General features: G+C 44.5%; 25 protein-coding genes. 19 read left to right on the top strand and 6 right to left on the bottom strand.

Annotated features, from left to right (window positions below; genetic code table 11):
* Positions 1-430 precede the first annotated feature (430 nt).
* A complete protein-coding gene (locus tag QUB33_RS06265) occupies positions 431-1,027 on the top strand; it encodes a Uma2 family endonuclease (protein ID WP_333348632.1) in 597 nt (198 codons plus the stop codon).
* A 128-nt stretch (positions 1,028-1,155) separates the two neighbouring features.
* On the opposite strand, the gene QUB33_RS06260 is transcribed toward QUB33_RS06265, so the two are convergent.
* Complete coding sequence (locus tag QUB33_RS06260; protein ID WP_333175632.1) at positions 1,156-1,578, bottom strand: hypothetical protein; 423 nt, start codon at positions 1,576-1,578, stop codon at positions 1,156-1,158.
* A gap of 293 nt (positions 1,579-1,871) precedes the next feature.
* On the opposite strand from QUB33_RS06260, the gene gnd reads away from it, so the two are divergent.
* Positions 1,872-3,326, top strand: a complete 1,455-nt coding sequence (gene gnd / locus QUB33_RS06255; protein ID WP_333284161.1) for a decarboxylating NADP(+)-dependent phosphogluconate dehydrogenase — start codon at positions 1,872-1,874, stop codon at positions 3,324-3,326.
* A gap of 60 nt (positions 3,327-3,386) precedes the next feature.
* Here the strand turns inward: gnd and QUB33_RS06250 are convergent, their stop codons facing one another.
* Complete coding sequence (locus QUB33_RS06250) at positions 3,387-4,871, bottom strand: alpha-amylase (RefSeq protein WP_333348630.1); 1,485 nt, start codon at positions 4,869-4,871, stop codon at positions 3,387-3,389.
* 346 nt (positions 4,872-5,217) lie between these two features.
* On the opposite strand from QUB33_RS06250, the gene QUB33_RS06245 reads away from it, so the two are divergent.
* Together QUB33_RS06245 and arfB are read left to right on the top strand one after the other, a co-directional pair.
* Entirely contained in the window at positions 5,218-5,688 is a 471-nt protein-coding gene (locus QUB33_RS06245; RefSeq protein WP_333348628.1) for a restriction endonuclease, read from the top strand.
* Positions 5,689-5,760: 72 nt separating this feature from the next.
* Positions 5,761-6,174 (top strand): alternative ribosome rescue aminoacyl-tRNA hydrolase ArfB, encoded by a 414-nt coding sequence (gene arfB, locus QUB33_RS06240; RefSeq protein WP_333348626.1) that lies wholly within the window; start codon positions 5,761-5,763, stop codon positions 6,172-6,174.
* A 39-nt stretch (positions 6,175-6,213) separates the two neighbouring features.
* Here arfB and QUB33_RS06235 read toward each other — a convergent pair whose 3' ends face one another.
* Complete coding sequence (locus tag QUB33_RS06235; protein WP_333348624.1) at positions 6,214-6,483, bottom strand: helix-turn-helix transcriptional regulator; 270 nt, start codon at positions 6,481-6,483, stop codon at positions 6,214-6,216.
* 459 nt (positions 6,484-6,942) lie between these two features.
* On the opposite strand from QUB33_RS06235, the gene QUB33_RS06230 reads away from it, so the two are divergent.
* From QUB33_RS06230 to QUB33_RS06215, 4 genes are all read left to right on the top strand, one after another.
* Positions 6,943-8,211 (top strand): transposase, encoded by a 1,269-nt coding sequence (locus QUB33_RS06230; protein WP_333348622.1) that lies wholly within the window; start codon positions 6,943-6,945, stop codon positions 8,209-8,211.
* A gap of 99 nt (positions 8,212-8,310) precedes the next feature.
* Positions 8,311-9,309, top strand: coding sequence for a hypothetical protein (locus tag QUB33_RS06225; protein WP_333348620.1), 999 nt, complete (start codon positions 8,311-8,313; stop codon positions 9,307-9,309).
* 10 nt (positions 9,310-9,319) lie between these two features.
* Positions 9,320-9,478 (top strand): hypothetical protein, encoded by a 159-nt coding sequence (locus QUB33_RS06220; protein WP_333298450.1) that lies wholly within the window; start codon positions 9,320-9,322, stop codon positions 9,476-9,478.
* Positions 9,479-9,539: 61 nt separating this feature from the next.
* Positions 9,540-9,686, top strand: coding sequence for a hypothetical protein (locus QUB33_RS06215; protein ID WP_333348617.1), 147 nt, complete (start codon positions 9,540-9,542; stop codon positions 9,684-9,686).
* Between the two features lie 162 nt (positions 9,687-9,848).
* Here the strand turns inward: QUB33_RS06215 and QUB33_RS06210 are convergent, their stop codons facing one another.
* The 3 genes from QUB33_RS06210 to QUB33_RS06200 form a co-directional block, all read right to left on the bottom strand.
* Complete coding sequence (locus QUB33_RS06210; protein ID WP_333348615.1) at positions 9,849-13,397, bottom strand: PAS domain S-box protein; 3,549 nt, start codon at positions 13,395-13,397, stop codon at positions 9,849-9,851.
* 532 nt (positions 13,398-13,929) lie between these two features.
* Complete coding sequence (locus QUB33_RS06205; RefSeq protein ID WP_333348613.1) at positions 13,930-14,538, bottom strand: Uma2 family endonuclease; 609 nt, start codon at positions 14,536-14,538, stop codon at positions 13,930-13,932.
* Positions 14,539-14,815: 277 nt separating this feature from the next.
* On the bottom strand, positions 14,816-15,028 hold the full coding sequence (locus tag QUB33_RS06200; protein WP_333038842.1) for a hypothetical protein: 213 nt from the start codon (positions 15,026-15,028) through the stop codon (positions 14,816-14,818).
* Between the two features lie 168 nt (positions 15,029-15,196).
* Here QUB33_RS06200 and QUB33_RS06195 point away from each other — a divergent pair, with 168 nt between their 5' ends.
* From QUB33_RS06195 to QUB33_RS06145, 11 genes are all read left to right on the top strand, one after another.
* Positions 15,197-15,457 carry a hypothetical protein gene (locus QUB33_RS06195; RefSeq protein WP_333348611.1) on the top strand — a complete coding sequence of 87 codons (261 nt, stop codon included), beginning with the start codon at positions 15,197-15,199 and terminating at the stop codon, positions 15,455-15,457.
* Positions 15,458-15,523: 66 nt separating this feature from the next.
* Entirely contained in the window at positions 15,524-15,877 is a 354-nt protein-coding gene (locus QUB33_RS06190; RefSeq protein ID WP_333348609.1) for a hypothetical protein, read from the top strand.
* Positions 15,861-16,430 (top strand): hypothetical protein, encoded by a 570-nt coding sequence (locus tag QUB33_RS06185; RefSeq protein ID WP_333348607.1) that lies wholly within the window; start codon positions 15,861-15,863, stop codon positions 16,428-16,430. The genes QUB33_RS06190 and QUB33_RS06185 overlap by 17 nt, the downstream gene beginning before the upstream one ends.
* Positions 16,431-16,603: 173 nt before the next feature.
* Complete coding sequence (locus QUB33_RS06180) at positions 16,604-16,945, top strand: hypothetical protein (protein WP_333348605.1); 342 nt, start codon at positions 16,604-16,606, stop codon at positions 16,943-16,945.
* Positions 16,942-17,160, top strand: a complete 219-nt coding sequence (locus QUB33_RS06175; protein WP_333348603.1) for a hypothetical protein — start codon at positions 16,942-16,944, stop codon at positions 17,158-17,160. The genes QUB33_RS06180 and QUB33_RS06175 overlap by 4 nt, the downstream gene beginning before the upstream one ends.
* 16 nt (positions 17,161-17,176) lie before the next feature.
* Positions 17,177-17,617: a hypothetical protein gene (locus tag QUB33_RS06170; RefSeq protein ID WP_333348601.1), complete on the top strand. Its 441-nt coding sequence runs from the start codon at positions 17,177-17,179 to the stop codon at positions 17,615-17,617.
* The gene (locus tag QUB33_RS06165; RefSeq protein WP_333348598.1) at positions 17,607-18,053 is read left to right on the top strand and encodes a GIY-YIG nuclease family protein; all 447 of its coding nucleotides are present in this window, start codon (positions 17,607-17,609) and stop codon (positions 18,051-18,053) included. Before QUB33_RS06170 ends, QUB33_RS06165 begins: the two co-directional genes overlap by 11 nt.
* Before the next feature lie 35 nt (positions 18,054-18,088).
* Positions 18,089-18,424 carry a hypothetical protein gene (locus tag QUB33_RS06160; protein ID WP_333348597.1) on the top strand — a complete coding sequence of 112 codons (336 nt, stop codon included), beginning with the start codon at positions 18,089-18,091 and terminating at the stop codon, positions 18,422-18,424.
* Positions 18,417-18,764 (top strand): hypothetical protein, encoded by a 348-nt coding sequence (locus tag QUB33_RS06155; protein WP_333348595.1) that lies wholly within the window; start codon positions 18,417-18,419, stop codon positions 18,762-18,764. Before QUB33_RS06160 ends, QUB33_RS06155 begins: the two co-directional genes overlap by 8 nt.
* Positions 18,757-18,981, top strand: coding sequence for a hypothetical protein (locus tag QUB33_RS06150; protein ID WP_333348593.1), 225 nt, complete (start codon positions 18,757-18,759; stop codon positions 18,979-18,981). Before QUB33_RS06155 ends, QUB33_RS06150 begins: the two co-directional genes overlap by 8 nt.
* The gene (locus QUB33_RS06145) at positions 18,981-19,325 is read left to right on the top strand and encodes a hypothetical protein (protein WP_333348591.1); all 345 of its coding nucleotides are present in this window, start codon (positions 18,981-18,983) and stop codon (positions 19,323-19,325) included. The genes QUB33_RS06150 and QUB33_RS06145 overlap by 1 nt, the downstream gene beginning before the upstream one ends.
* Positions 19,326-19,328: the final 3 nt, after the last annotated feature.

Below are 19,328 nucleotides of genomic sequence, written 5' to 3'. Positions count from 1 at the left end.
AGCTGGAGAAAACTGCGGAGTCTTTTGGGTTTGAGCTAATTGCTAAAACTCCGCAGTTAGATTAAGTTTCTTAGGAGGACTTTTGCTATCAGACGGGGGTTTTCAACCCCCGGCGGACTTGTGGGTTAGCGTGGGGAATTTGGCGCGGGTGATTGTGATAAATTATCGCGGATTTGCGATCTAATTTCTCTCGTTAGGTGGCGATAAACCGAGTTTCTGCGACAATTTTCAGTTGAGTACGAGAAATATCGGAAGAAACCCGCTTCCTGGGATTAGCTGCGTGGCGATAAACCGGGTTTCTGCGACAATTTTCAGCCTCGCACGAAAAATATCGGAAGAAAACCGGTTTCTGAGCGTGCGATCTTTTTGAGAAAATTGTCAGAAAGTGCGAGCTATAATAAAACCAACCTAGTTGGCGATAATATCAACGATGGAAACTATAACTCTCAACCTACCTGCCGCCGTCGCTTTAACCGACGAACAATTTTATCAATTGTCCATCGCTAATGAAGAGTGGCGATTAGAACAAACCCCCGAAGGAGAACTAATTATTATGCCTCCAACAGGCGGCGAAAGCGGCATCAGAAATTCCGATCTGAACCTACGAGTCGGCTTGTGGAATGAACGGACTCAATTAGGAAAAGTCTTTGACTCTTCCACCGTCTTTCAATTACCCAACGGTGCGAAGCGTTCTCCCGATGTTTCTTGGGTACTCCGAGAACGCTGGGAAGCATTATCCGCAGAAGATAAGCGCAAATTTCCTCCCCTGTGCCCGGACTTTGTAATTGAATTGCGATCGCAAAGTGATTCCCTAGAAACATTGCGGGCTAAAATGCGGTATTATCAAACTAACGGCTGCCGCTTAGGTTGGCTAATTGACCCCCAAACGCCTTTAGTAGAAATTTATCGGTTGTCTGAAGAGGTAGCAGAAGTTATTAATTTCTCTTTTGACCAACCGCCTACACTTTCGGGTGAAGATGTACTTCCCGGATTTCTTCTAGATATTACACCTATTCTCAATCCTTGAATCTCGATCCCGAACTGTCCCCAAGTGGCGAGAAACCGGGTTTCTGCGACAATTTGGGTTGAGTACGAGAAATAAGGGAAGAAACCCGGTTTCTGAGATGAGCCTCCATCCACAAAAATGATGAGCAATTATCTCCCCGTCAACGTATCCGCATAAGGATCGGGCAAAGCTTGCTGCACCTCCAAAAGCGACAAAGCATCCCCAGTCAACGGTTGGCTAATCAAATTTTTTTTTAGCCCATCCCCCTTGCGATCGCGCTCTTGCAGCTTCAGCAATTCCTCTTGATAAACAGCAACAATTCGCCCTAAACTCAGCACCAAATCATCCCAATTATCATCTCCCACCAACTTCTCAGAAATTCCCTCAAATAACTCTCCCGCTTGCCTTTTTTGAACATAAGCTTTCAAAAGCTTTCCCGACTTTTGCAAAACGGCCTGATAAATATCCCCATCAGACCACCACAGCCCCTGTTGACTCAGCAGCCAAGTCAAAATATACTCGCGAGCGTGTTGCTCCTTCACCCAGGCCGCGAGATACTGCAAATCTTCCATAGTTAAAACAGTCTCCTCAATTTTCCTTAAAATGTCCGCTTGTTTGTATCTACCGTTACCGCGATCGACATAATACCTGCCTTATCATCACCTGCCCGCGTCATTAATATCCCTTAAATCTTAAAAAAACCCTACTGATTTACCAAACAGCAATTCTGAGAATATAAAAATAAACCTAAACCTCCTAGGTCTATTGTCCAATACTTTTAGTCCACCGGAAAGCGCTACACCCCGCCTCGCTTTCCTCTCTCGCAAATCAATCCTCAAGCGGGAACAACCAGCGGGTTATTAGCATGACAAAGCAAAATTTTGGTTTAATCGGTCTAGCCGTGATGGGCGAAAACCTAGCGCTCAACGTCGAAAGCAGAGGCTTCTCCGTAGCTGTGTACAACCGCACAGCAGCCAAAACCGACGACTTCATGGCCCTACGCGCCCCCGGCAAGAACATTGTAGCCGCCAAGACTCTGACAGAATTCGTCGATGCCCTAGAAACCCCGCGCCGAATCTTAGTCATGGTGCAAGCTGGGAAACCCGTAGATGCCGTCATCGACCAGCTCAAACCCATGCTGTCACCGGGCGACATGATTATTGACGGCGGCAACTCACTCTACGACGACACCGAACGCCGCACCAAAGATTTAGAATCGATCGGACTGGGATTTGTCGGCATGGGCATCAGCGGCGGCGAAGAAGGCGCGCTGAATGGTGCTAGCTTGATGCCCGGTGGCACGCAAACAGCTTACGGCCTACTAGAGCCAATTCTCACCAAAATTGCTGCTCAAGTAGATGACGGCCCCTGCGTGACTTTCATCGGCCCTGGTGGCGCCGGCCACTACGTGAAAATGGTTCACAACGGCATTGAGTACGGGGATATGCAGCTCATTGCTGAAGCCTACGATTTGCTTAAAAACGTTGGTGGATTGAACGGCCAGCAGTTGCAGGAAGTTTTTGCCGAATGGAATACCACAGACGAACTCAACTCGTTTTTGATTGAAATTACGGCTAACATTTTCAAGTACAACGACCCGGAAACTAAGCAACCCTTAGTTGAGGTAATTATGGACGCAGCAGGCCAAAAAGGTACCGGCCGCTGGACTGTAATGAGTGCTTTGGAATTGGGCGTGAGCATTCCCACAATTATTGCTGCTGTGAATGCCAGAATCATGTCTTCTTACAAAGACGAGCGCATCAAAGCTTCCCAAGAACTAACCGGGCCTAGCGGCAAGTACGAAGGCGATACTAAAGAGTTTGTGAACAAAGTCCGGGATGCGCTTTACTGCTCGAAGATTTGCTCCTACGCGCAAGGTATGGCACTTTTGAGCGCAGCCTCGAAGTCGTACAACTATGACTTAAGTTTGAGCGAAATTTCCCGAATTTGGAAGGGTGGCTGTATCATTCGGGCTGGATTTTTGGACAAGATTAAAACAGCTTTCAAGGACGACCCCACGTTGCCGAATTTGCTGTTAGCACCGGAGTTCAAACAGAGCATTCTCGATCGCCAATCGGCTTGGCGGGACGTGTTAGCTACTGCTTGCCAACTGGGGATTGCAGTGCCAGCATTTAGCGCCTCGCTGGACTATTTCGATAGCTACCGGCGCGAAAGATTGCCGCAAAACCTCACGCAAGCTCAGCGTGATTATTTCGGGGCTCACACCTACGAACGCACCGACAAACCGCGTGGCGAATTCTTCCACTCTGAGTGGACGCAGACTGCTAAAGAGTCGCTGCAAACCGGTACTACCGATTAATTAATTTTTGTAGGGTGCGTTTCGGCGCACCTTACAGATAAACCATGAGATTACTGCCAACTAATCTTTTTCCTGAACCCACACGGATACTGAACCGCCTTGACAGCGAAACTCGCCCCAACCCCACTCATTAGTAAAAACAGGTTCCTGAATATGCCCTGTTAAGTCCACAAACTTAGCATTAGGTTTACCAACTTCCATCCACTTGAAACCCTCCGGGCCATCACTCATAATTACTGCCATTGCCTGTGGATGTTTCCCATTGCCCAATCTCGTCCAGCCAATGGTATTCCAATGATCGAAATAGTCATATTGAGGGCCGTAGGCGAAGTGTTTGCGAGCATGGAGAAACTTGTCAATTAGCGATCGATGAGAGGGCATAACAATCTTATACCGATTGCCATCACGCCCCCAATCTTCATATTCTGCACCGTAATAATCGCCGTAGAAAACGCAGGGATAACCTTCTCTTCGCAATAGAATAATCGCATAAGCAAGAGGTTTAAACCACGGTTCTACAACAGATTCAAGTGCTTGCAGCGGTTGGGAGTCGTGGTTTTCGACAAACGTTACTGCATGAGCCGGTTGCTGCTGCATCATTGTACCGTCTAAGATGCGTCGCATATCGTAGTTACCGCCCTGTTGGCTGGCGTAATGAAAGTTGTAATGCAGCGGCACATCAAAAACTGACATTTTGCCCTTAACTGAACCGATATACCAGTGCAGGATATCGATATTGGGTGCCCAATACTCACCGACAACAAACAAATCTTTGCCGACATATCGCTCCATTTCCTCCAACCATTCCGCAAAAAACCAAGACGATATGTGCTTGATGGCATCTAAACGGAAACCGTCGGCACCTGTTGTGTCGAGATACCACTTACCCCAGCGTGTAATTTCATCTCGTACCCCTTGATCCTGGAAATCCAGATCGCACCCCATTAAATAGGCAAAATTGCCATTTTCTAGGGCAACATAGTCATCAAACATTCTCCCTTCTATCAAATAGACTGTGCCGCGATCGTCTGAATTGTATTCGTTGTAGTCTACTGCGTCAAAATGCCACCAGTGCCATTCAAATTGGGAATATTTACCTTTGCGTCCGGGAAAGTTAAAATGGGTGTAGCTTTTGATTTCTTGCAATCCACCTTTGGGATTTAGCCGATTGTTGTGAGGATAAGGAGTTGCCTTAAATATCTCTGCTGCATCTGCACCCATTTTGTGGTTGATAACTACATCGGCATAGACTTGGATCTGAGATTTGTGTAGGGCTGCGATCGCATCCAAATATTGCTGCTTAGTACCATATTTGGTGCGTATTGAACCTTTTTGGTCGAATTCTCCCAAATCAAATAAGTCGTAAACCCCATATCCAACGTCGCTTTGCCCGCCACTTCCTTTGTAAGCTGGGGGCAGCCACAGTGCCGTAAAACCCGCATCAGCCAATTCTTTCGCTTGATTTTTCACCTCATCCCATAGGGTTCCTCGATCGGGAATGTACCAGTGGAAATATTGCATCATCGTGCCGTTGATATCTGCCATTTTGCACCCTTGCCTTGAGATGATACTGACAATTTAAACCGATCTTAGGCTACAGCCTTGCCGCTTGTCACTGTATCCGCCGTAATTTTTGCTAAACCTACGGTTTGGGTGTAATTAAAGTTTTGTTACAGTTCTAAACTATAAAATCCCTTGACTTTCGCCTGACTCTTTGAACCATACTTGAACTTGAGTGCAGACAAAAATCCCCAGTCCACGATCGGCAATCTCAAAAAATCCGTAAGTAAGATCACAATGTGCTTGTGATCTTACTTGTGATCTTAGTAGATAACTATACTGAGCAAATCTGCTACCATCATAACTACTCCTTTTAAAAAAATGTAATTTTATGAAATCTTTTATTGTAAGAGCCGCTGCCGTTGTGGGTGTGATTGCGACATCGGTATTGGATACATTGAAAGAAGAAGAGGAAAAAAAGCGTTTATTAGACAGTGGTATTCTGGAAGTGGATGAAATGACGGGAAAAGAGTTTGAAAATTTTCTAGATGTCCATTTTAGAAACTTGGGTTATAGTGTTACTTTAACTCAAGATAGTCAAGATTATGGGGCGGATTTAATTTTATACAAAGATGGCTGCAAAACCGTGGTTCAAGCGAAAAGGAGCAAAAATCCAGTTGGTATTAAAGCAGTTCAAGAAGTAGCAGGAGCCGTCAGACATTACAAAGGAAATAAAGGAAAAGTAATCACCAACAACAGATTTACAGAAAATGCTTGCAAACTTGCTAAATCTAACGAGGTAGAGTTATGGGAGCGAAAAAAACTCATCGAATTCATCTTAACAGCTAAGAATTGTAAATAACTTATCTACCCAAGTAAGTTATATATAAAAGATGCACTGCTTTCCCGGTATATTTAATCTCACTGATGAATCATGCTACAAATTTCTAACACTGTGTTCATAGACGATCGCGAAATCGAGATTAGTGCGATTCGCTCTCAAGGCGCGGGGGGACAAAATGTAAATAAGGTGGCGAGTGCTATTCACTTGCGCTTTGATATCCCAGCTTCCTCATTGCCCGATCGCTACAAGGAGCGTTTGTTGCAAATCAACGACCAGCGCATCACCTCCGAAGGTGTGATTGTCATCAAAGCTCAGGAACACCGCAGCCAGGAACAAAACCGGGAGGAGGCTTTGAGACGGCTGCAAGAACTGATTAAAAGTGCGATCGTCATACCGAAAAGGCGCAAACCCAGCAAAGCAACTCGTAGTTCCCAGCGCAAGCGTCTCGACAGCAAAACCAAGCGAGGGCACATTAAAGCTCTGAGAGGGAAAGTCACGGATTGAGGGATGAAAGGTCGATCGGGCTTTTTGACTTTTTAGTTGTCAGTCAGGAGTTGGTGGGCCTAAGTCGTCAGGCAAATCGTTAAGCGTTTTTCCCAAAGCTTTGCAAAGAGCTTTCATTTGAGCAATGGTCAGTTCTGGTTGGTCTAGTCCTCGCTCCCAGTTACTGATTGCTTGTTGGCTTAGGGTTTTTGTGCGGGTTTTGTCGGGAATTTGTTTGGCTAAGGCGGATTGCGATAAACCAACAGCCTCCCGCAAGATTTGCAGTGCTGGTATATCTTTGGACTCTTGAGTTTGTTTCTTTCGGGGCATATCATAGGAAATTTACAAGCAAACTTGTTGACAACCGAGTTGTTTACAAGTATCCTTGTTAAAGATAGAGACAACACAAAGGCGGCTCCTTTAGCCGGACGGTGGAAACGCTTTGGTTTAGCGAGCTGCCTTATTTGTAGTTTCTACCCATTATGCCTGCATACCCTTAGTATTTTCCGGGCTTGGGTGCATGACTCAAGCCCCTTTCCCTAGACTTTTCCGAACCCCTGCGGGTTAGTTATCGTTCGATGAGGGCGATCGACTTGGCAAGTCATCGGGAATTTTGGTTACGTCTAATCCTAAAACCTCAAACATAGTTTTTAGAGAAACCTGGTACAGGCTAGCCATAGCAAGTATTGTAAAACTTCATTGAGTTTATAGGCAATTATAAACAACAATTGTATTATGTTGTGAGTGGTGAACAAGGAATAGGAATAGCCCCAAGAGCGGAAGTCCCAAATGCAACTAACAGAGAGGCACATCATTAAATCAACGGAACACCGTTTCGCCCAGATTGACGAACTAGCTTTCAAGTCCAAAAACCTCTACAATGCCGCTAATTACGTCATTCGTCAGAGCTTTATTTATGGATGGAACTATGTCCATTACAACGAAATGAATCGTTTGATGAAGTCTCACGAAGCATATAAGGCTTTGCCTGCCAAGGTCAGTCAGCAAATCTTGATGGTGCTAGACAAGAATTGGAAATCGTTTTTTGAAGCCGTTAAAGCTTACAAAGCTGACTCTTCAAGATTCACGGGTCGCCCGAAACTACCAAAGTACAAAGATAAGATCAAAGGGCGAAACCTTCTCGTCTACACGAGTCAAGCGATTAGTAGCAAACAGTTGAAGAAGGGAGTTATTAAACTTTCTGGGACTGACTTTTTAATCAAAACTAAAGTCAATCCCAACCAGATTTGTCAAGTTAGAGTGGTTCCGAAATGTGATTCCTATGTAATGGAGGTAATTTATGATGAACCGGAGTCCACCATCAGCAATGCCAACTCTGTAGCTAGTATTGATTTAGGATTGGATAATTTAGTGGCGTTAACTTCAAATCAACCGGGATTTATCCCTTTGTTGGTTAACGGGCGACCATTGAAAGCGATCAACCAGTTCTATAACAAGCGAAAAGCACGACTACAATCCCAGTTAAAAAGAAATCGTCAAACCACACCCCGGATTCAGCGTTTAACTCGCTGTCGCAATCAAAAAGTTGATAATTACTTGCATCATGCTAGTCGTGTGATTGTTGACCATTTGGTAGCGAAACAAATTGGAACGCTAGTAATCGGCAAAAATGCACAGTGGAAAACCGATATCGGTCTAGGTAAACAAACTAACCAAAATTTTGTCAGTATCCCTCACTCTCGATTAATTGAGATGTTAGAATACAAAGCTCGGTTGGTGGGAATCACAGTGATTGTGCAGGAAGAATCCTACACGTCCCGAGCAAGTTTTGTGGGTTTAGACCCAATGCCTGTTTATGGAAAAACAGAAAAAGAGCCTGTGTTTACTGGTAAGCGGATTAAGCGGGGTTTGTACAAAACATCGACTGGTCAGCTAATTAATTCCGATGTGAATGCAGCGTACAATATCCTCAGAAAAGCAATCCCAAATGCGTTCAGCGATGGGATAGGGAGCTGCGTAGTTCAGCCGAGGCGGGTCGATCCGCTCAAAGTAAAAGTGAAAGGGGAGGGGCTTAACGCCTCCCATGTCTATAAATGACTATACTTTTGCCAGCTATCAAAGATCTAGACCAAAATTTCTACTTGGCGATCGCACAACTTCCGTGCTATCGTGCCATTTCTCGAACCATTCCCGATCATGCCCACATCAATTGACAACTTCTACCTAGGCGATGTCGCCTCCAACTTTCACTTTGCAGGCCCGCTGCTAGACTTTGAAGAAGAAATCCAGAATCAATCTCCCTTTCACGATTTAGACTATCTGACAGGCGAAATTAAAAGGGGATTCCTAGACTACGTGCGGCAAGGAATCATGCTGGACGCGATCCGAAAACTGCGATTGTACAAAGACAAGTTTAAAACTTTTAAAACTTACTGCGAACAAGCTTTAGGCAGGCAGTATTTTTACTGCACGCAAATTATCAAAGCTGCTGCCATTTGCCTGCGCTTAATTAAAGCTGGATTTGAGATTTTGCCTAGCTGTGTCGCTCAAGTTGTCCCTTTGTTCAAACACGCAGTAACCGACCAATACGGCGACTGCCTTTTACAGGAAAAGTGGCAAGAAGTTGTCGATGTCATACCAAAAGAAAGGATTACCGCAGTAACTATTGCCGAAACCGTTGACAACAATCCCAACCTCCGGCTCAAACAAATTCGCATTAAAACCGACACCTACGCCCTTTTAACGAAAAAAGCAGCCGCAGCCGGACTGTCAATTTCGGAATTTTTGGCAAGGTTGGTTGGCGAATACAATCCCAGAAATTTAGATCGGCCAGCGGAACATACTCCCGAACAAGAGGAGATTTTAGACCAATTAGACGCGGAGTTTAAGAAGCCGGCCACGGAACCGACTTCAACTTCTGCCCCAGGAAAAGTTAAGTCTAAAGGTTTTGGAGTCAAAGTTGAGCCTAAAGGTGGTAAAAAGGAAGTTAAGGCGAAAACTTCGGAAAGGGAAGTTAAGGCGAAAACTTCGGAAGGTGAAGTTAAGTTCAAAAATCGGCAAAGTGAAATCAAAGCCGAGAAACAGTCGAATTCATTTAATGAGAAAAATCATGAAGTCATCTGCCCAAAATCCAATCATGCGTCAACTGAAATTAATGGAGGTTCAACTGAACGAAATTCAGTGCCACCTTATTAAAGCCACTGTGTTGAATTGGTGGCAAATAGTTTTGCCTGATGGACAGAAAATTGCGATCGAACACGCGGGCGGCGGACACTGGGTTTTTCGGGCTAACGGGCTTGAGAAATCTCATCCAGAAGTGCGACTAGCGGTGTTAAGGGCGATCGCCGAAGGCTGTCGCCGATAAGTTACGGCTAAGGACACGGCGCCGTGCCGTGTCCTGAGATGGACTGGCGATCGGATTTGATATGATTTGGAGATGCTGGGGGCGATCGACATTGCTTCAGGTTGCGATCGGAATTTCCCAACTGTGGGGCAAAGTTAAAATTTCCCGCGTTGTGGGCCCAGGGCTGGTGTCCAAGATATATTATGAGGTTTGGGGAGCAATGCCTTAGCAGAGCCTATTCATACATCTAAGCCAAACAGCATTAGGCTAGCCCTCAATTCGTGGCATTTTCTTCCCAGACTATACTCAAAAGACATCTCCAATAATCAACTTTAAATCCTTGTACTGAGATAGCTGAATCTTAATTTCCACAGATGTCTAATACTCTGCCTTACTCTATTGGATGAAGCAATTTCTCAATTGTCTCCACTAACGTTTCAGGCTCAACAGGCTTGGGAAGATGCCTTTGAAATCCGGCTGCTAGTGCTTGCTGTTGATTTGCCTCACCTGCATACGCTGTGAGGGCGATCGCGGGAATCTCTCCTCCCTCTTGTGTGGATAGTTGTCTGACTTGACGAATCAACATATAGCCATCAATTTGTGGCATTCCAATATCAGCAATCAAAAGATCTGGCTTAGATTCATTGAGCTTTTGTAGCGCATCTTTTGCTGAAGATACAGAGATCACTGTGGCTCCCGCTTGCTCCAAAATACATTGAACTAACTCTAAATTGTCTACTTCGTCATCGACGGCCAGGATACATAATCTAGCCAAGGGTGAAGTGTGAGCTTTGAGTGATAGATTATCGTTGCGATCGCTGTTTGCATCATTGCTTCTGGCTAATAAGGGAAGTGTGACAGTAAATGTTGCTCCCTGTCCTTCTCCACAACTTTCGGCTTTGACAGTTCCACCGTGTAGCTCAACGACGTGACGCACGATCGCTAATCCCAGCCCTAATCCACCAAAGGTTCTGGTAATACTGCTATCGGCTTGTCTAAATGTGTCAAATACATAGGGAATAAATTCTGGCTTAATCCCTTTTCCTGTATCTCTGACTTGAATTTGAGCAAAGGAATCAATCCTTTTTAGCTCAACTTCAACTCGACCTCCAGTTGGGGTGAACTTAATGGCATTGGTGAGCAAATTCCAGACAACCTGTTGCAATCGGGTAGCATCTCCTAACACATCGCCCACATTGGGTTCTAGCTGAGTTTGAATTTGAATGTTTTTCGCTTCGGCGGCTAAACTAACTGTTTCGATCGCAGCTTTAAGAGTTGTTTTCAAATTAATAGGAGTAGAGTCCAAACTCAGCTTGCCTTGCAGAATGCGAGAAATATCCAGCAAGTCCTCAATCAGTTGAACTTGCAACTGGGTATTGCGTTCGATCGTTTCGAGAGCTACCGCCGTCTTGCTAGAATCCAGGTTTCCCCTTCGCAGCAGTCGAGTCCAACCCAGAATCGGATTCAACGGAGTTCGCAATTCGTGCGACAAGACAGCTAAGAACTCATCTTTAATTCGGTTAGCTGCTTCTGCTTGTGTCCGTGCTTGCGATTCTGACTCATAGAGCCGTGCTCGGTCGATCGACTGCGCCGACTGCTGTGCCAGTGCCAAAACGAAAGCCCGATCGCTCTCGGAAAGTCGGGGAACGGTCGAAAAACTAAGCGATAGCCCACCAACGGCTTGTCCTTCAATCAACAATGGCACTGAAATCCAGGCTTCTGAACCAACCTTGGCATAAGCTTGAGCTAAATCAGGATAACGGGCAATTCGGTTTTCGATAGTTTCTAGCCAAACAGGTTGCCCACTTCGCACGGCTTCTGCGAGAGGATAGGGTGCATGAATCGAAAAACTGCGCTGAAATTCTCCTACGTGCTCAAAGCCAATCGCTTGAATAATCTCCAGTTCGCTTGCATCTTGGTTTAATACGGCAACCAAACCAGAACTCGCTCCCAGTGCGGACATTCCCTGTTCAATAATGACCTGAGCCACTTGAGGCGAGGTTAGTGATTCAGACACAGCCGTCATCACCGCCAGCAGTCGAGCCGTGCGGTTAGCAGCGAGTTCGGCGGCTAATTTCGCTTGTTGTGTTTCATTATAGAGACGAGCGTTATCAATGGCGATCGCTGCTCGCTGAGCCAAATCTTCAGCCACGCCAATGTCTTCCAGGCGATAGCGGCGATCGGATTCAGTAAACACAAACGTAATGCTACCCAACACGCGCCCGCGTGCCTGTAGCGGTGCAATGATGCAGGACTTTAACCCAACTCCACGTAAGATTTCCAGGTATTCAGCATTCGGGACGGTGGCAACTAACTGTTCATCTGTAATCTCAATCGCAATTTCAACCTGTCCTGTTTGCATCACTTTAGCAATGCCATACCCATCATCTAAATGTCTGGGAAAGCGTTGAGCCAACTCCCAGCCAAACTTCACTTTTTCGGGATCTGAATGAGCCACCGCAACACGACCAATTGTGCGATCGTCATTCACTAGATCGACACTACACCAATCTGCAAAATAAGGAACTGCCAGCTTTGCAACGCTTTGGAGAGTTTGTTCATACTCTAGCGAAGAGGAAAGGACAGCACTCACTTGGGCTAAAAATGCTGATTTTTCCTGAGAAACCTCTGCTAAGGCACGGGCTGCCTGTTCTTGAACAAGCTGTACTCGTTCGTATTCGGTTTGCTTGCGTTCAGTAATGTCGCTGAAAGCAGCAATGATATTGATAATTTGTCCCTCTGCGTCAAACAAAGGGGAAGCATTGATCGAGAGAATCGTGCGAGTTCCATCGGCATGACTAATGCCATGTTCTATACCATAAACAGGCTCACCTGTTTGCATCACCCTCGCAAACGGCAGTTCATCTTCTGGGAAAGGATCACCCTCCACGGTTGTAATGTACCAGGATGGATCGTTATAGCCTCGCTCCACAATGTCGCTGCTAGTTAATCTTAAAATCCTCTCTGCTGCCCTATTTGCAGAAATAATCTGTCCGGTAGAATCTAGAATAGTGATGCCATCAGGAATAGTTTGGAAGATGCTGGATAATTGCGCTTCACCCTCACGCAAAGCAGTTTCTGCCTGCTTGCGTTGTGTAATGTCGTGCATCACGACAACAGCACCCTGTTTTTCGCCGTTGGCGGCAATAATCGCCTGTCCAGTTGCTAACAGCATTCGCGCAGTTCCATGTTGCGGAACAATCATCATTTCCACATCACGAACGTTTTGTCCTTGCAATGCCTGGAACAGGGGAATATCCTCTATATTCATCCGTGTTTTGCCGTCGGGCAAATACAAGTCATAATATTGGGCCCACTGATCTGGTTGTACTGGCTGTTGAGGTAATCCATGAAAATCTTTAGCTGCTTGGTTAAATACCGTCAATATGCCATCGGCATCGCAAGCCACAATGCCAGCTTGAACGTTGTTTAAAATTGCCGTCAAAAAGTCCTGTTCTTTCTGAAGAGTGGCTTCCACCTCCTGGCACTTGGCGATTTCGGCTTTCAATTGTCGATCGAGTTGAGATGTTTGAGTCGTATCTTGGAAGTAAATAAGTAAGCCATCTTCACTCTTGATGAGGCGAATTTTCAACCATTTGTTGAGTGAGAGGTAGTGTTCTTCAAACTCGATCGCCGTTGGCGTTACGATCGCTCGATGACAATACTTATATAGCTCAGAGGTAAGATCGATCGAAAATATAGTCCATATATTTTTGCCTATCAGGTGTTGTCGCTTCCTGTTTAAAAGCTGCTCTGCTTTATGGTTGACATAGGTGCAGCGCCACTCTGAATTAATAGAAATAAAAGCCTCAGCCATGTGATCGACTATCACCGCAAATCGTCGTGCTTCGAGTGCTTGGCAGTGCGTACATAGCTCTTGAGGAAAATTTACAGTAAGCTCTTGTCCATCATTCAAGGAGTTTGTACGTTCTACATTCATTGCGGTTAGTTCTGCCTATTTACCTATTATGCCAGTTATTGTTAGGGAATCAAAATATAATATGCCCAAAACCTCAGTCATTAGTGTTTAAGCACACGGGCGATCGCCCCTCATGGGACAGCACCGCTAAAAATTCGTCTTGAATCCGGTTAGCGGCTTCTGCTTGGGACTGTGCAAGGCGATCGCGTTCTCACAGTTGTTCTCTTTCTTGTTCTGCTTGCTTGCACTTTGTTCACGGATGGGGATGGTGCCGACGAGAATCGGGCTAGCGTTTCTTTAACAGCGAACTCATGCAAACTACGCAACTGCCCAGCAACAGCCTCGACAAAACGTGGCGACTGTACTAAATCTCTGGCTAGACATATTCTGTCATTCCTAATTGAGAATGCCAAATCTACCAGTTTGGTTATAGAAACAACAAAACCCGCTTTGTGGGCGGGTTTTAGCTATGGACAAAACTGGACTCGAACCGCTGACCCCTACAATGGCATTGTAGTGCTCTAACCAACTGAGCTATGTGATCGCGGATCGCTTATCCACCATTAAAAATTTGCTTAGCGGTCAAATTCAACTCGGGAAACACCGCTGATTCAATTCTTTCATCTCCCCGAAACAGCTTAATTTGATACTCACCATCTATTAACTGATAAACCGATATAGTAGGCTGTTTCGGATAACCAATATAACGGCTACCCCCTAAACCCAAATAATCTACAATCCAATATTCAGGAATGCCTAATGCTTCATAATCAATCATTTTATGTGCATAATCATCGCGCCAATTTGTGCTGACAACTTCAATAACTAATTTAACCGAATTTCCCTGAGTAATAACTGATTCTCTTTCCCATCGAGACTCATTGGCTTCTACGGCTTGTTTATCTAATACAATCACATCGGGATCGTAGCCAGAGTTATCATTAAATTTAATTGTACATTCCTTGGGAATAAAGTAAGGAAGTTGTAATCGCCTGATTTCTAAACCCAATTCTATCGCTTGAAAACCCGCGCTCGCTGAATGTTTACCCGTTGGATTTGGCATTTCAACAATAACTCCGTTATGTAATTCATAGCGTCCGTTTTCGGGTTTTTCTGCCAGAAATTCATCAAAACTCCTTAACTTCGATATCGCTTGAGTCATGGTAAAGTCTCCAATGCTCTAATATCATTTGATTCTCATTCAGTAGGGTGCGTCAGATTTTTAAGTGAATTATCTAACTAATAGGTTAATTGTCTAGCGAAAGACCAGACTCTCGGTAGGACGGCAAACCTAAAACCCTTGATTTATAAATGATGTGAAATTCATGGACACAACTGGACTCGAACCAGTGACCCCTACGATGTCAAGGTTGAATTGGCATCGCTCAAACATATACGGGATATAGGATTTAAGCATTTTAAATAACTGATATATCAATTTAATCGCTTTTTTTAGATTTAGATTCTTGATTTTGTTGATTTTCTTCGCGAATCCTTAACCATTCCAGCAGTCCCATGCGAACGATCGAAGCCAGCGATTGACCCGGTTCGATCGCCTGAGCTCTAAGTCGCTCGCGTAACCCACCCACATCAAATGTGAGCCGATCGCGAGTATCCCTACTTTTTCCTTTTTTACTGTTTTCCTCGCTCATGAATCTAGCATATTCGATGAGCGAAACAAATCTTAGCTAAATATTCAAGTTTTTTCTTGACGCAACATCCATTGGATGTTACAGTTTGTTGAAACGCCCAGAAAAGTGTTGATACCACTTTTCTGGACTTTCAACCAATGTCGGTACACGACACCAGGAGACAGAATTATGTTACTACAGATGACGCAATTGGCGTATCGGAGAGAACATCCGATCGTAGTAGAGCGCCAATTCAATCCAGATTCCCAGGTCAGAGGGTTCGGGGAAACAGCAGCACAAGCAACCCAAAAAATCTGGGAACAAAGACGGGATTTGGGATACTGGGACGCAAGAAAAGCTTACCCGCAGGGACAAAAAAATCTCTCAGTACCAGAAACTAACTCTTCTCAGACTGAACAAGCGCCGAAACGTGGTGCTGGCAGGCAATAGATTCATTTTTTTTACTCTATCGTGAGCTACTTGAAGGGCTCAAAAAAAGGGTACTAAAAGTAGCTCATGAGATACGAAAAAAAGTGCCGAAAGCCTTATAACGCACAGATTGAAGACGAATGGGGCAGACGTAATTTTTGGAGTCGATCGCAAATAAAGCAAATTCTGGGAAGCGTCGGGCGTAAAAGTAGGCGCAAACCAGCACCAATGTCGGAAGCGACATTCAAACGCCGACTGACACTGCTAGAAGAAGAATGCCCAGAATGCGATCGAGTGCTGCATTCTCGTAAATTTTCAGATTTCCAAAAACGGTGTCTGGTTCAGGTCGAAGAAATATTCGTTGCCTGCGATCGAGATATCGACAAAACACGTAAATACTTGCAAAACGTAGGACTTAACATCAATGACGACACTATCTAGAGTTGAACTGAAATTTGAACTAGGACTCGGTAAAGTCTCCGACATCACCAACGTCCGCAAAGCCCTCGGTCATCGCAAATGGCAAAATGCTCAGGTCGAAGGAGTCGATATCGACGAAGTACGGGAATATTACCGTCTGATTCGTGAAGAACTTAAGACCCCGACTGACGCATTGATCGAAATCGCTTCCAAGCGCACCGGATACGCTGAGCACTGCGATGATATCAATGATGGTGAAATTGACCATTCTCAAAACCGCGACGGACAGGAAGAAACCAGTCAGCTAGTGGTTGCAGTCCGAGACGCAACATCTGAAGCAGCTCTGGCGATGACTGATGTGGGTGCTGCTGCTGCTGCTTCCGTCGTTGATGCCTTCTACATCTCCTTGGGAGACAACGTAATCGATCAGCTCAAGTCTCGATCGACCAATACTCGTGCCAATTTCCGAGAAATTGTTAGCTCAGTCCAAAATGCTCCCCTCGATCTTCGTAACGGTAGCTTGCCAGGAAAAAAAACCCACCCGCCGAAACAGATCACTGGTGCTTGGGGTTAATTGAATCTTGCATAGAATTAGCTACAGCTTATAGCGATCGGCTAATTCTAGAAGAGCAAGCTCGTTCAGCTAACCGAGAAAAGTTACTTATGGCTTTGGTTATTTATGCGAGTTTGCTCTCATCAGGTTCATCAGATTGCGATTCTTCTGGCAAAGATTCAAAGAAAAAGACAATGATTCCTATAACCTCAGACGAAGTTTATGATTGGAATCCAAACCAAAAAGTTTACGTCTACAGTGCTGATTATAAATGTTTGGAACTGTGCCGAGTAATTGACCTGGATTTGTCCCCATTAGGCGATCGGACTCGATTTCTGGAACCAGTAGACGATAACCTGCAACTCTGTACACCAAAAGAACGAGAACTACCTCCTAATTGCGTCGGAGGTAGGCATTGTCCCTATCCAGAAACCTGTTACCGTTTCGAGACTGAACAGCAAGATTATGAATGTACATTCCCATCTGAAGCCGACATTTTGATACTGGGTGATTGTTGGGAATCACCAAAAGGATGACGATGGAAATAACACCTGAAATACAAGCCATTCTGGATTTCCTGAAGGAGTTTGGGAAAGGCAGTACAGCCGAAATTTCTTTCTGTACTTTAATCGAAGAATGGCGAGTAGAAATTGATGTTCAAGATATGTCTGATGAAGGTTGGGTAAGACTTTCAACCGATGGCGCAAGTAATACGATCGCAACCATCGTCAACCACAGCAAGGATTATTAACTAGGAGCTAATTCTCATGCCTAAAAGAATCAGCACTATGAGCAATGACCAACTTCAAGCCGAACGCGACGCGAACGAATTGCTCAAAACTAAGCTGACAGATCAAATAGCAGTTGTGACTGATTCAACAGTTTCTCTGCAATTGCATCAAGAACTTTTGCAACTCTCCAAACGCAATGAAAAATTAGCAGCACAACAAGTCCTTTTGATGAAAGGGGGCAAGCTCAAAAAACCGATCGATATGTCCCTTGAGGAAATTGAAGCCGAACAAGCAAAAAATAAAGTTACGATCGCCAAATATGAACAAGAGTTGACCTCCACTGATTTTGAGACACGGTTTAATGCTAATCAAGAACTACGGAATCTTTATACACGTAACAGAGGATTAAACAAACAACGAATCGCTCTTTTGAATCATTCGATCGCACTTCTGAGACAAGAGTTAAATGCGAAATAAAAACCCTAAAGCTACTCTAATCCTGAAACATCAACGCCAACGTAAGCAGCCAAAACCTAAGAGAAAGAGTGATTATGTGCCAGGGTTTAATTACATTTTTCAAGACGGTTATCTATCCAAAGTTGGCTTGAGTGAGACACCCGAATCACGTCACTATTTCCTATCACGAGAGTACCAAGCTCCGTTAAAAATTAGGGCGATCGTATTCACAATGAATATGAGACTGACAGAAAAGACGACGCACAATATTTTTAAGCGTTGGAATGTTCACCGCGCTCCAGGATTAGATGGTAGGACAGAATGGTTTGAAGCCCCTCCTTACAGAATTTTACTGATGCAAATCACGTTATTTGTTATCTGTTGGGTGGTCAACTTCGCTTACTTCGCTCTGACTATTTTAATTTTGATGCTCTTTTTCTCTCTGGTTTTTAGATAATGATCGAACATATCTTGAAATTATTCCCAAATCTGTTGGCTTCTCAAGAAAAAGTTGCTCAAGCTTCCCGAAAACTGAGTAATAAAATCTATCAAAATTGTGAGCACAATGCTCAACATCTACTGCCAGGTTGCTATTTTTATGCAGGGTTGCAAATTAAAATCAAGTTTTTCTCTGCATATTCAGAATTCCTGAAAGAAGATATCGAATGTTGGGATTGGTTAGTCTATGACGGTTTTGGACAAGTAGTTCTAAAGAGTGGGATCGGAGAGACGAAAGATGATGCTATAGCTTTAGCTCAAACTTGGACAGTACAATTTCTTGAGGGCAACATACCATCCCAAATTAGCAAAGGTAATCAAGATGCTTAAGCAAGTTTTGAATTTGGTGCCCGTCAAGATTCTTGAAAGGATTGGTAGCTCGATCGTAGAAATCTTACACGAAAAAGATGAACTACGGAATTGGCAGCCGGATCAATCCGATGTAGCCGAAACTTTCTTTTATCTCGGTTTAGAAATCAAAATCGTTGCCTGTGCAAAGTTGAATTACTGGTACTGGTATTGGTTCGTTTGTGATGGTAGAAGCGCTGACATCCTCAGAAATGGAACAGCTACTACTGAAAATGACGCGATCGCCCTAGCTCTGAAATGGGCGAATGCTTTTCTAGGCGATGAGACAGACATTTTAGATGAGGAAGAAATAGATGTTTAATTGGCTACTTGGCAAAGCTCCAGCAACAAATCAATATTCTCGCAACATTTACGTTTTCAGCAGCCGTCGCCCAACCCAAATTTTTACACTTTATGCTGACACGGAAATTTGCGTGATTCATGCAATGAAACAAGTTGAGCGCCAACTCCCCAAACCCGAACCGGGAGAAATGGTCAAAATTACAGCTTACCTAACACCGAATGGTTTACCAGAATAATGCGTAGAAATCTCAAACGAATACTGAATCTGTTGCCCGATTCGATCGTCCTATCATTCACCAAGCAGTTGTTGATTTACCTAAAACTCAAAGGTGCAATCACAGAATGGGTGATAGATCCACCAATCTCTGACGAATATGACCATTGTGGATTGATTATCCGTTTGCGATGCTTCCACATTGATGGAGAGGAACCCTGGAGCGAACAATGGAACTGGTTTGTCTACGACGGTATGTATCGGTTTCTTGATCAAGGCATGACCTATAACTCCGCTGACTCCCTCCTAGCAGCCAAAAGGTGGATTAACGATTTTATGGAGTATGACGATGAAGAATTGGATTAGGTA

This window comes from Microcoleus sp. B3-A4 (assembly GCF_036705385.1).
Classification (GTDB): domain Bacteria; phylum Cyanobacteriota; class Cyanobacteriia; order Cyanobacteriales; family Microcoleaceae; genus Microcoleus.
The sequence above is the reverse complement of the archived record's forward strand: the minus strand, read 5'-3'. Positions and strand labels throughout refer to the sequence as shown.

Coding starts and splice junctions, on each gene's coding strand:
- QUB33_RS06190 (WP_333348609.1), top strand. CDS start 15,524: ATGAGATACGAAAAAAAGTGCCGAAAGCCTTATAACGCACAGATTGAA.
- QUB33_RS06165 (WP_333348598.1), top strand. CDS start 17,607: ATGCGAAATAAAAACCCTAAAGCTACTCTAATCCTGAAACATCAACGC.
- QUB33_RS06145 (WP_333348591.1), top strand. CDS start 18,981: ATGCGTAGAAATCTCAAACGAATACTGAATCTGTTGCCCGATTCGATC.
- QUB33_RS06245 (WP_333348628.1), top strand. CDS start 5,218: ATGAAATCTTTTATTGTAAGAGCCGCTGCCGTTGTGGGTGTGATTGCG.
- QUB33_RS06225 (WP_333348620.1), top strand. CDS start 8,311: ATGCCCACATCAATTGACAACTTCTACCTAGGCGATGTCGCCTCCAAC.
- QUB33_RS06205 (WP_333348613.1), bottom strand. CDS start 14,538: ATGACTCAAGCGATATCGAAGTTAAGGAGTTTTGATGAATTTCTGGCA.
- QUB33_RS06155 (WP_333348595.1), top strand. CDS start 18,417: ATGCTTAAGCAAGTTTTGAATTTGGTGCCCGTCAAGATTCTTGAAAGG.
- QUB33_RS06250 (WP_333348630.1), bottom strand. CDS start 4,871: ATGGCAGATATCAACGGCACGATGATGCAATATTTCCACTGGTACATT.
- QUB33_RS06185 (WP_333348607.1), top strand. CDS start 15,861: ATGACGACACTATCTAGAGTTGAACTGAAATTTGAACTAGGACTCGGT.
- QUB33_RS06260 (WP_333175632.1), bottom strand. CDS start 1,578: ATGGAAGATTTGCAGTATCTCGCGGCCTGGGTGAAGGAGCAACACGCT.
- QUB33_RS06170 (WP_333348601.1), top strand. CDS start 17,177: ATGCCTAAAAGAATCAGCACTATGAGCAATGACCAACTTCAAGCCGAA.
- QUB33_RS06265 (WP_333348632.1), top strand. CDS start 431: ATGGAAACTATAACTCTCAACCTACCTGCCGCCGTCGCTTTAACCGAC.
- QUB33_RS06180 (WP_333348605.1), top strand. CDS start 16,604: ATGATTCCTATAACCTCAGACGAAGTTTATGATTGGAATCCAAACCAA.
- QUB33_RS06230 (WP_333348622.1), top strand. CDS start 6,943: ATGCAACTAACAGAGAGGCACATCATTAAATCAACGGAACACCGTTTC.
- gnd (WP_333284161.1), top strand. CDS start 1,872: ATGACAAAGCAAAATTTTGGTTTAATCGGTCTAGCCGTGATGGGCGAA.
- QUB33_RS06150 (WP_333348593.1), top strand. CDS start 18,757: ATGTTTAATTGGCTACTTGGCAAAGCTCCAGCAACAAATCAATATTCT.
- QUB33_RS06175 (WP_333348603.1), top strand. CDS start 16,942: ATGACGATGGAAATAACACCTGAAATACAAGCCATTCTGGATTTCCTG.
- QUB33_RS06235 (WP_333348624.1), bottom strand. CDS start 6,483: ATGCCCCGAAAGAAACAAACTCAAGAGTCCAAAGATATACCAGCACTG.
- QUB33_RS06195 (WP_333348611.1), top strand. CDS start 15,197: ATGTTACTACAGATGACGCAATTGGCGTATCGGAGAGAACATCCGATC.
- QUB33_RS06200 (WP_333038842.1), bottom strand. CDS start 15,028: ATGAGCGAGGAAAACAGTAAAAAAGGAAAAAGTAGGGATACTCGCGAT.
- arfB (WP_333348626.1), top strand. CDS start 5,761: ATGCTACAAATTTCTAACACTGTGTTCATAGACGATCGCGAAATCGAG.
- QUB33_RS06210 (WP_333348615.1), bottom strand. CDS start 13,397: ATGAATGTAGAACGTACAAACTCCTTGAATGATGGACAAGAGCTTACT.
- QUB33_RS06215 (WP_333348617.1), top strand. CDS start 9,540: ATGATTTGGAGATGCTGGGGGCGATCGACATTGCTTCAGGTTGCGATC.